5 protein-coding genes are annotated in these 9,963 nt (G+C 65.7%); 1 reads left to right on the forward strand and 4 read right to left on the reverse strand.

Translation table 11 applies throughout. From position 1 onward, the window contains the following. Positions 1–23: 23 nt before the first annotated feature. From AAGD32_09165 to AAGD32_09175, 3 genes are all read right to left on the reverse strand, one after another. Complete coding sequence (locus AAGD32_09165; protein ID MEM8874416.1) at positions 24–551, reverse strand: inosine/xanthosine triphosphatase; 528 nt, start codon at positions 549–551, stop codon at positions 24–26. After that, positions 548–4,810 carry a tetratricopeptide repeat protein gene (locus tag AAGD32_09170; protein ID MEM8874417.1) on the reverse strand — a complete coding sequence of 1,421 codons (4,263 nt, stop codon included), beginning with the start codon at positions 4,808–4,810 and terminating at the stop codon, positions 548–550. The genes AAGD32_09165 and AAGD32_09170 overlap by 4 nt, the downstream gene beginning before the upstream one ends. A 61-nt stretch (positions 4,811–4,871) precedes the next feature. Beyond that, the gene (locus AAGD32_09175) at positions 4,872–7,790 is read right to left on the reverse strand and encodes a glycosyltransferase (protein ID MEM8874418.1); all 2,919 of its coding nucleotides are present in this window, start codon (positions 7,788–7,790) and stop codon (positions 4,872–4,874) included. 181 nt (positions 7,791–7,971) lie between these two features. Here AAGD32_09175 and AAGD32_09180 point away from each other — a divergent pair, with 181 nt between their 5' ends. Further along, positions 7,972–8,877, forward strand: coding sequence for a carbohydrate kinase (locus AAGD32_09180; protein ID MEM8874419.1), 906 nt, complete (start codon positions 7,972–7,974; stop codon positions 8,875–8,877). A gap of 93 nt (positions 8,878–8,970) precedes the next feature. Here the strand turns inward: AAGD32_09180 and AAGD32_09185 are convergent, their stop codons facing one another. Then, positions 8,971–9,909: a hypothetical protein gene (locus tag AAGD32_09185; GenBank protein MEM8874420.1), complete on the reverse strand. Its 939-nt coding sequence runs from the start codon at positions 9,907–9,909 to the stop codon at positions 8,971–8,973. Positions 9,910–9,963: the final 54 nt, after the last annotated feature.

A 9,963-nucleotide genomic window follows, 5' to 3' on the forward strand; every position in this document is an offset into this window, starting at 1 on the left:
TGGGCTGATCGCGAAACAAAAAATCACCACAGTTCGGGCTGACGCCAGCGCAAGGCAGCGAGCGTGACGGCGTGGGCATAGTACTCGGTCCGGCCGATCGCATCGCCACTGAGCAAACCGACGGCGCCGTTGGTGCGCTTGCTGTCCTTACGACCGAAGACCTGATCATCGGCGTCGCCGAGTTCGACGCCATCGGCGACGAGGCGGGCGACCGCCGGCGGCAGCGAAAATGTCGCTGTTCGTGCCGACCCGATTTGTCCGTCACGGTCCAGCGCGACGACCCACGCCATCGCATCGAGAATATCGCCACGCCAAACCACGCCACCCTCGATACCGAACGCCAGAACAGCGTCGGCCGCCGAAGCACGGACGGCATGGGCACGGTTGAGCGCGCCCTGAAACGTTTCGTCGTCACCGACGGGCTGCGCATCGACGCCGCTGGGCACGTCGATACCGACGACGGCGACATCGAACCCCAACGCGACCAGGCCGTCATGGGTGGCGTCGATCTTGACGGGATTGGCCGACCCGACGGCGACGGTGCCGGTCATTCGAACGCCTCATCGAGCCGGGCAAGCGTGGCTTGCGTTTCGGGTTCGAGATTGCGTCGCCCCGCCGCGAGACGTTTCGCTTCTTCCCAGTTCGGGCGGGCGGCATCGGGGAGGTTTTGCTCGAGTTGCACCTCGGCGAGGTTGGCGAACCAGCGCGGGTTTTGCGGCTCGGCACGCGTCGCCTCGTACAACGATCGCGCCGCATCCGAGAGTTCACCACGCGCCCGCTGCACACTGGCGAGGGTATCGAGGAAGTACGCGTGGGCCGGATGATCCTCGATCGCCGCGACCCGCTCGGCGTGTGACAACGCTTCCTCGAGGGATCCGTCGGTGGGCTCCTCGATCAACTGCATCGCGAGGTTGTTCAGGGCGATCGGGTTCTCCGGATTGACCGAAAGCGCCTTGCGGTAAAGCGCGGTCAACTCCTCGCGGCTCAGCAGGTCGGTGCCGAGCATGGCGGTTTCGACGATCAGCCCGTCACCCACGGTTTGATCCGACCCGAGCATCTGCGTTGCGGCGGCGAGGACCAGCGTATCGAACTCGTTGTTCTCAACGCCCCGCCGCTCAAGATCCTTCCACCCGCGAGCGAGAAGAATCATTTCGGCCGGGCCGCTACGCCGCATGACCGGGTCGATCGCGGCGAGCTTGTCCGCGGCATCGGCGGCGTCGGGCCATTGCGAGCCGAGGATGCGGATGTAAATGCGTCGGGCGAACGGCATCTCCTGAACCAACGGCTCGAGCAACGGCAATGCCTCGCTGCCGCTGTTGCGCTGCAAGAGCGCTTCGCTGTACACGGCGATAACCTCGGCGTAGGCCGCGGGATCTTCACGCATGCGCTCTCGGTAAGGTCGCAAAAGTGCGAGTGTTCGAGATGCCTGATCCTGAGCGAGCCGCGCACGGGCCCGGAGCAAGATCGCCGGCAACGGGTTGGACCCGGCCGAGATCGAGCGCTGCTCCCAACGCCGGGCCAGGTCGATCACTTCATCCCACTCTCGCGCTTGCGCCTTGGCCTCGGCAGCGAAGCGTGCCGGCTCGATGCGGATGGGATCGAAGCGTGCCGACCGCTCGGCCGCCTCGTAAGCGATATCCCATTTGCTCGCCAGCATGGCGATGCGGGTCAGCAGGTCCTGCACTTCGTAAAGCCGCGGCGCGTCGGCCGCGATCACCGCCAACGCCTCGGTCAACTCGTCGAGTTGTTGGTCTTGGGTCCGGGCGGCAATGAGCGTGTCGACCATCCGCGCGGCCGCCTCGTTGTCGGCGTCGTTGACCAACAGCGTCGTGAGCACTTCGCCGACCTGCGGGATGTCGCGCAGCAAGTTTTCCGACGCGTCGGCCGCGGCGAGTTTCTCGGCAAACAGCGCGTAAGCACCGCCGTTCTCGAGTTTGTCCGCAGCCTCGGCAGCGGCGGCGATGGCGGCGGGAATGTCGCCGAGACTGAAGTTGGCGATCACGAGACGACGCCAGGTTTCACGATTGCTCGGGTCGTCGGCAACCGAGGCCCGGTAGCTTTCGAGCGCGCCGGCCAAGTCGCCGGACCGCGCCGCCGCATCGCCTCGCACCCGCGCGAGCTCCGCCGGGCTCAGCTCGCTCGACGTAAGCCGGTCGAGCGCGGTGGCGATGCCTTCCTTGTCGCCGCGGCTGGCGAAGTAGTCGATGACGAAGAGCAACTGGGCCGTCTCGCCACTTTCGAGGAGCTTGGCGATAATCTCGGGGTCCATCGCGCCCTGCCGGCGGTAGAGCTCGAGCAGTTGCATGTCCGGCAGGTCGCCGGTGCGTGGAAGACCTTCGAGGACGGCCACGGCTCGCTCGGCCTGGCCGGCACCGGTGAGCAGCTGCGCGAGTAGTCGACGCTCCCCGTCCGACGCCCGGACCGATGGCCGCGCGACCAGTTCCTCAACCGTGCGCAAGTGCTGATCCGCGCGGCCGAACTCGCCCTCGCGCTGCAGCATCTCGGCAAGTTTGAGCCGCAGCGGAATGTTGTCGGGAACCGCGCGGGTCGCCTCGGCGACCTGCTTGATCGCTTCGTCGCGGCTTTCCAGCCGGGTGAGCACTTCGGCCAACACGAGCCGAGGTTCGACGGCATTCTCATAGGCCCGCGTCACGGCCGACACCCGCAACGCCAGCTCGGACAGTTCTCTTTCCGGCAACGTCTGACCACGCTCGTCGGCTTGCTGCAACACCAGCACCGCCGCAGTCGTCGGCCAGTTGAGTCCGTACGGCTCGACCAGACCGACCAACCTTTCGACCGCGGCCCGGCGTTGGGCGATCGTCGCCGAAGCGGCGGCGGCACGCTGCTGGATGTCGATACGGGCCGGGTATTGCTCGGCCAGCGCGGCGATCCGTTCGCCGACCGCCGTGCGATCGTCGCCCATGGCGAGACGGAGGTCGATCTCGGAAAGCGCGACGGACGCTCCGCCGCCGGTCAGTTGCATCGCTTCGATCGCCGCCTCGGATGACGCAGCACCGACCGCGCGTTCCCGGGCAAAGGCGATCCGCGCATCCTCGCCCGGCCATGTCACGTCGTTGAGCAACCTTTGCGCGTCCATGTCGAGCCGCCGGGCGAGCTGACTGGCACGCAACCCGGCACGCGGGGTGTCGGCGAAGACGTTCGGGTCTTCCAGCAATGGCGCGAGCAATGCGCGGGCACCATCGACATCTTCCCGCTCGGCCAGCAGGTTGGCTTTGAGCACGATGGCCTCTACTGAACCGGGATCAATCTCGAGCGCGTCTTCGAGAAGTTGGAGCGCGTCGTCGATGCCTTTGGAGTTCGCATCACCGCTGAGCCGAGCGATCGCCTCGGCGACCACGGCGAGCGTCTCCGGATCGGAACGTCCGCGCTGCAGGAGCACCCGCGCGGCCCGGACCGATTCGTTACCCCGGCCGCTAGCAAGAAGCGTTCGCAGATGATCCACGGCGGGCGCTTTCCACGAAGGCGCGAGTCGGGCTGCGACTTGCAGATGCTCGGCCGCCGCGATCGGCTCACCGGCGCGGGCCAATGACACGCCGAGCAGGTACTCGAACGATGCGTGCTGGCCCAACGAAAGCGCGGCGCGTGCCGCGGCGATGGAGTCAGCGACGTCGGCAGTCGCGACCGAGAAGAGTCCACGCTCATCAGGCCAGACCGGCAGGATCGCCGCCCAGGCGTGGCCGCGTGTGCCTTCCGGACGTTCGAGCAGTCCGGCCACGATCGGCGCGACCTCGTCACGCCGGCCCTCGCCGATCAGTCCGAGCCCGCGCAGCCCCAGCAGACGTGCATCGGCGGTCGGATCGGACGGATCAAGGTCTTCAGTCAGCCCCAGCAACGCCGCGTAGCGACCGCCCTCCCACAATCGTTGGGCGAAACGAATGCGGGCGTCGAGGTCGTCGACATCGGCCGCGTTTTCGAGCACGGCAAGCGACAGCTCATACTCGCCGTAGCCGTCGAGCAGGTTTACCAGCGGCGCGACGAATTTCACGTCGGTCTCGGGGTCGGCGGCGGCTTGCTTGGCAAGCTCGACCCCGCGTTCGTGGTTGCCGAGAATCCGCTCGGCAAACCCCCGAATCACCGCGGACCGGGCCGGCGTCATCGGTGCGGCGACTTCCTCGGCGCGGGCCCGAATGACTTCCTCGTCGGCGCGGCTGGCCCGGAAAATCTCGAGTGTGCGGACATGGCCGAGCAGGTCGGCCGGCAGTGCCTGGTTGTACGCCCGGGCGTAGGTGAGTGCATCGTCGAGGTCACCGGTGGCGGCGAGCGCGAGTGTTCGGGATTCGAGCAGCACCGGGTCCGACATTGGTTCGGGCGGAAGGTCGGCCGTCATCCGCAACACGTCGTTGTTCAGGCCCAGCAGCACCGAAAGCTCGACCAAGTCACGCTCGGCTTCGGTGTGGTTCGGGTCGGTGTTGAGGATCTGCCGGAGGAAGCCGATGGTTTCGATGATGTGCCGGCCGTTGGGCTGCTCGACTTGGCGGTTGGCCCGGGCGTAAGCATACTTGGCCTCGACATCGTCGGGGTTGGCTTGAACGAAGGGGCCGATCAGGATTCGGGCCCGGTCGGGTTGGCCGGCTTCGAGCAGTTCGTAGCCCTCCTGCAAATCGGCGAGCATCGCGCGTTGCACACGAGCCTTGCGGACGACAACGAACGACGCCCCGACCACCGCGATCACGAGCAACAGCACACCGAGCCCGATGAGCAGCTTCCACTTCGGGCCGCGCTCTTGTTCGTACGGGGCTGGCTCGGGGACGCGTTCTTGCTTGGTGGTCGGCTTGGCTTGCTCGGTCATCTCACTTCTCTGTCGGTCCGACGTCAATGCACATCATTGGAGTGCGAATCGGACGGGCGATTCAGTCAGGGTCACCGGGCAGTTTCAGTCCGGCCTCGGGCTTCTCGGGATCAACGTGACCGTTCCTGGAATAGTCCGGGGCCTCGTCGTCGTGGCTGCCGTGGATCGAAGCGTCCGCCACCCGCTCGACGCTGCTGCCGTTGCGCAACACGCGATGTGGCAGCCCGTGATGCTCGCAGAAGTAGAACCACGTGCCCTCCACGATCGCCCGCAACTGCTCGCGGAAGTTGGCTTCGCTGAACTGCTCGGCTCGTGCGCGAACAACGGCGTGGTCGATCGTCGCGTTGTCCTCGAACGCATGGACCGCATCGGCGATCGCCTGCGGGGTCTGCTCGTCGAAGAAGACACCGGTTTCACCCTCGACGACGCTCTCACGAACGCCGCCCCGTCCGTAAGCGATGACCGGCGTGCCGCACGCCATGGCTTCGACCGGCACGATGCCGAAGTCCTCCTCCGCCGCAAACACGAACGCTTTGGCAAGACGGAAGTAATGGAGCATCTGCTTGCCGTCGACCCGGCCGACCAGCTTGATGTTGTCGGCCTCCTCGGCGATCCGCTGAATCTTGGCCCTGTCCGGGCCGTCGCCGATGACGACCAACCGCTTGTCGGGCATCTGCTTGAATGCTTCGACGACGAGATCGATCCGCTTGTACGGCACGAACCGCGAGGCCGTGACGTAAAAGTCACCGCGTTCGCCGTATTGCGCTTCGTCGCCGGGGCTGAAGAAGGTCGTATCGACCGGCGGGAACAGCACCGTGCTCTTGCGGCGGTAGGTCTTGAAGATCCGGCGACCGACGTAGGCGCTGTTGCTCAAGAACTCATCGACGCCGGTCGCGCTACGCACGTCCCAGTTGCGGATGTAGTGCAACAACGCTCGGGCCATGAACAGCTTCGGCGTGGCGATCGGGCCGCTGCGATGGAGCTTGCTCTCGGACAGGTACTGGTTCTGCAGGTCCCACGCCCAACGCGGCGGCGAGTGGCAGTAGCTGATGTGCAACTGATCCGGCCGGGTGATCACGCCCTTGGCCGCGAGGTAACTGCTCGACAGAACCACGTCGTAGTCGCTGACGTTCAGCTGCTCGATCGCCAACGGCATCAGTGGCAGATACGCCCGGTGCTTGCTCTTGGCCAACGGCAATCGCTGGATGAACGACGTCTTGACCGGCTTGTTGCGGATGAACTGCCGCTTCTCGGCCGGAACGAAGTCGATCAGCGAGAACAGATCGGCATGCGGGAACACCTCGAGCATCTGTTCGAGAACCCGCTCGGCACCCGCATAAGTGTAAAGAAAGTCGTGGACGATGGCGACGCGTGGCTGATCGGTGGGCGCTTCCTCGGAACTCATCAAATCGGCCTCGCTCGGTGCGTCTTCCGAGGTATTAGAAAATTCAGTCGCCGCCTTTTCAAAGCGATTCAGGGCATGCAGCGAGTAGTCGCTGAGCAGACGTGACATGAGCGACAGGCGGTGGGCGGCCGACTCGATGTTTGAGCCGTCGAGCTTGTCCGCCGGGATCACGATCGAAAGCCGCATCTGCTCGCCCAACCGGCGCTGTCGAACCGGGAACTCGGCGGTGAGCGGTGCGACCGTCGGATTTTCGTTGCTCTCGGCGTGTCCGGGGCGATCCCAGCGCTGCGCGAACGGCTCGCCGTCCCGATGCAGACCGCTGAGCGTCATCCGCCGTACGTCGAGCATCTCCGCGGCAGCAATCAACTGCACCCACCACTGCTCGAAGGTGCGGGCCTTGCCTAGTTTGAGTTGGGCGTCTTCATACTTCTTGGTCCAGTAACTCGAATCACGCTTGGCCGCCCGGTTGCGACGCAGGGCTCGGAAAGTCTCACGCGCCCGCACCGACCCAGCAAGTCGGAACAGTCCCACCATCAACGGGATCAACAGCGACAATCCGCCGAGCGTGGCCCAGCCGTTCCCGAAGCCCGCGACCAGCGCGACAATCGCCGCCGTGGCCGTGACGCCCCAGATCAGGAACACCGCATAACGGTGGGTCAGGCCGACATGCAAAAGCCGGTGGTGGATGTGCTCCTGCTCGGCCGCGAAGATGCTGCGGCGGTGTAGGATGGGCCGGCGGATCATGGTCAGTGCCGTGTCCATCAACGGCACCGACAGTGCGATGGCCGGCACGATCAGGGCGTGCAGCGTGCCGATCCGCGCTGCCCCCTCGGCCGCGTTCGGTGGCGACGCGTGCAGCACGGCCAAGGCCGAGATGCCAAAGCCGAGCGACATCGAGCCGCAGTCACCCATGAACGTCTTGGCCGGGTGAATGTTGAACGGCAGGAACCCGAGCAAGGCACCGCACCACGCCAACGAGATCACCGCCACCATGACCGATCCGTCGCTGATGCTCATCGCCGCGATGACGCCGAAGACGATCAACGAAATGCCGGCAGCCAGGCCGTCGAGCCCATCGATGAAGTTGACCGCGACCACCACGGTCACGATCCACAGCATCGTCAACGGCCACGCCGCCCAGCCGAGTTGGATCACTTGCGTTCCGTCACGCCAAACGATCTCGTCGACACGAATGCCCGCCCCGCAGAGCGTCGCCGAAGCTGCCAGGAGGACGAGCAGCTTGTACTTGCCCGGGATGTTGAACGCATCGTCCGCGAGCCCCAACGCGAAGATCGCGACCGACGCGAGTAAGAACGTCCAGCCCCGCCCCACGGACACCATGTCGTGAAAAACGTCTTCGCGGAGCAACAGCAGCACTGGCACGGCCGCGACGGCGACCGCGACGAAAAAAGCGATCCCGCCGACCCGAGGCATCGGCATCGCATGCACTTTTCGCGCGTCCGGGTTGTCGATCAGGTTCCACGCCCAAGCCAGCCGGCGCGTGGGTAGCACTAACATCGCGGCAACACCCGCCGCAACAAGTAACGCAATGAAGTAGGCCGCAGTCGCGGTCATGGGGTTCCCGTGAGTTCGAATGCCCGTGCGGCCCGAGCGAGACCGCAATGATTATCGGACGCCACAGCGTGTGACCGGGCGGGGTTGGTTCACAACACTGTACCACACCGAATAAGCCGCTGCGATCGCCAAGTCAAATTCACGCGTCCTTTACAGTCGCTCCGTGACCTAGCATCGGGCCATGGCAGCACATACATCGCCGGAAGCCGCCAAACCGGTCGTTATCGGTTTGGGCGAGGTCCTCTGGGACGATCTTCCCGGCGGACGTCGGCTCGGCGGCGCGCCGGCCAATGTTGCCTATCACGCCCGGCTCCGCGGGGCTGACGGACAGTTGATCTCGGCGGTCGGTGACGATGATCTGGGTCGGGAGGCCCGAACCAAGATCGCCCGCAACGGCGTGAGCATGGACGGGCTCAGCGTCCTCGAAACCCACCCGACCGGCATCGTCGACGTCACCCTCGACGGCGGCGGCAGTGCGACTTACGACATCCGTGAAGGCGTTGCCTGGGATCACATCCCGGCCACGCCCGCCGCGCTGGACCTGGCCCGCCACACGCGCGCGATCTGCTTCGGCACCCTCGCCCAACGCCACGACGTTTCCCGTGACACGATCCATGCCCTGTTCGACGCCGCCGGGCCAGACTGCCTGCGGGTCTACGACATCAACCTCCGTGCCCCGCATTTCACGGCCGAGATCATCCGGACGTCGATCCAGCGGTGCGACGTGCTCAAGCTCAACAACGACGAGATCTCCGACGCGGCCGACGCATGTGGCCTGGAATCGGACGAGGCGGTGTTCGCCCGGGAACTGTTGAGCCGGGGCCTGCGAATGGTCGTGGTCACCCGCGGTGGCGACGGCTCGGCCCTCTACACCGCCGACGACACCAGCGAGCTCGACCCGGAACCCGTCGACGTGGTCGACACCGTCGGTGCCGGCGACAGCTTCACCGCTGCGGTCATCATGGGCCTGCTCAACAGCGAAGATCTGCGGACCATCCATCGCAAAGCGGCTGCCGTGGCGAGTTATGTTTGCACGCAGAACGGCGCGACGCCGGAGGTGCCGGAGGACGTGTTGAACGCGCGTTGATCAGAACACAACCGCGTTGCAGAGCAACGCGGCTATGCGCCGTTGTCGCTGTCCGCGAAGCGGCGTTGCTCCGCAACGCGGTTCGAGAGCCGATCAGTGTCGGAAGTGCCGACGCCCGGTGAACACGAGCGCCGCCCCGCGTTCGTTGCACAGGTCGATTGTTGCCTGATCGCGGACGCTGCCGCCGGGCTGGACGATGGCGGTGACGCCAGCGTCGAGGAGGATTTGCGGGCCGTCGGGGAACGGGAAGAACGCATCACTCGCGGCGACGGCACCCTTCGCCCGTTCGCCCGCCTTGTCGACTGCCTGCTTGGACGCGGCAACACGATCGACCTGTCCGCCGCCGATGCCGAAGGTGCCATGCGGCCCGCCGATGACGACGGCGTTGGACTTCACATGCTTGACCGCGAGCCAGTTGAACTTGAGGGCGGCAAGTTCGTCGTCGGTGGGCTGGCGCTCGCTGACGACTTTCCACTCGCTTTCGACGACGCCGGCGGTGTCGCGTTCCTGGACGAGCTTGCCGCCGACGATGTCGTGGCTCATCGTGCCGCCCTCCGGCCAATGGACGTTGCCGCCGACGCTGAGCAGCCGCACGTTCTTCCACCGCTCGGTCAGCACCTTGAGTGCATCGTCGTCGAAGCTCGGCGCGACGATGACTTCAAGGAACTTCTGCCCCTCGGCCATCGCCTCGGCGGTCGCAATGTCGATCGGCTTGTTCAACGCGACAACGCCGCCAAAGGCCGCGAGCGGATCGGACGCGTGGGCGTTGAGGAAGGCCGCGAAAAGCTCCCGTTGGTCGCCGCTCAACGGGGCGATCCCCACCCCGCACGGCGTCGCGTGCTTCACGATGCAACACGCCGGCACGTCCCACTCACGCACCACGTTCAACGCCGCGTCGGCGTCGAGGAGGTTGATGTATCCGAGTTGCTTGCCATGATGCTGCGTGGCATGGGCGACGGAGGCGACGTCGCAGGATTCGGCGATCAGGCGGGCGGATTGGTGCGGATTTTCGCCGTAGCGCAGTTCGGTCATGCCGCACCTTATCCCCTTTGAGCGGCGACCAACGGGAGCTTCCCCCGAAGCTCC

Source organism: Planctomycetota bacterium (assembly GCA_039182125.1).
GTDB lineage: Bacteria > Planctomycetota > Phycisphaerae > Tepidisphaerales > Tepidisphaeraceae > JBCDCH01.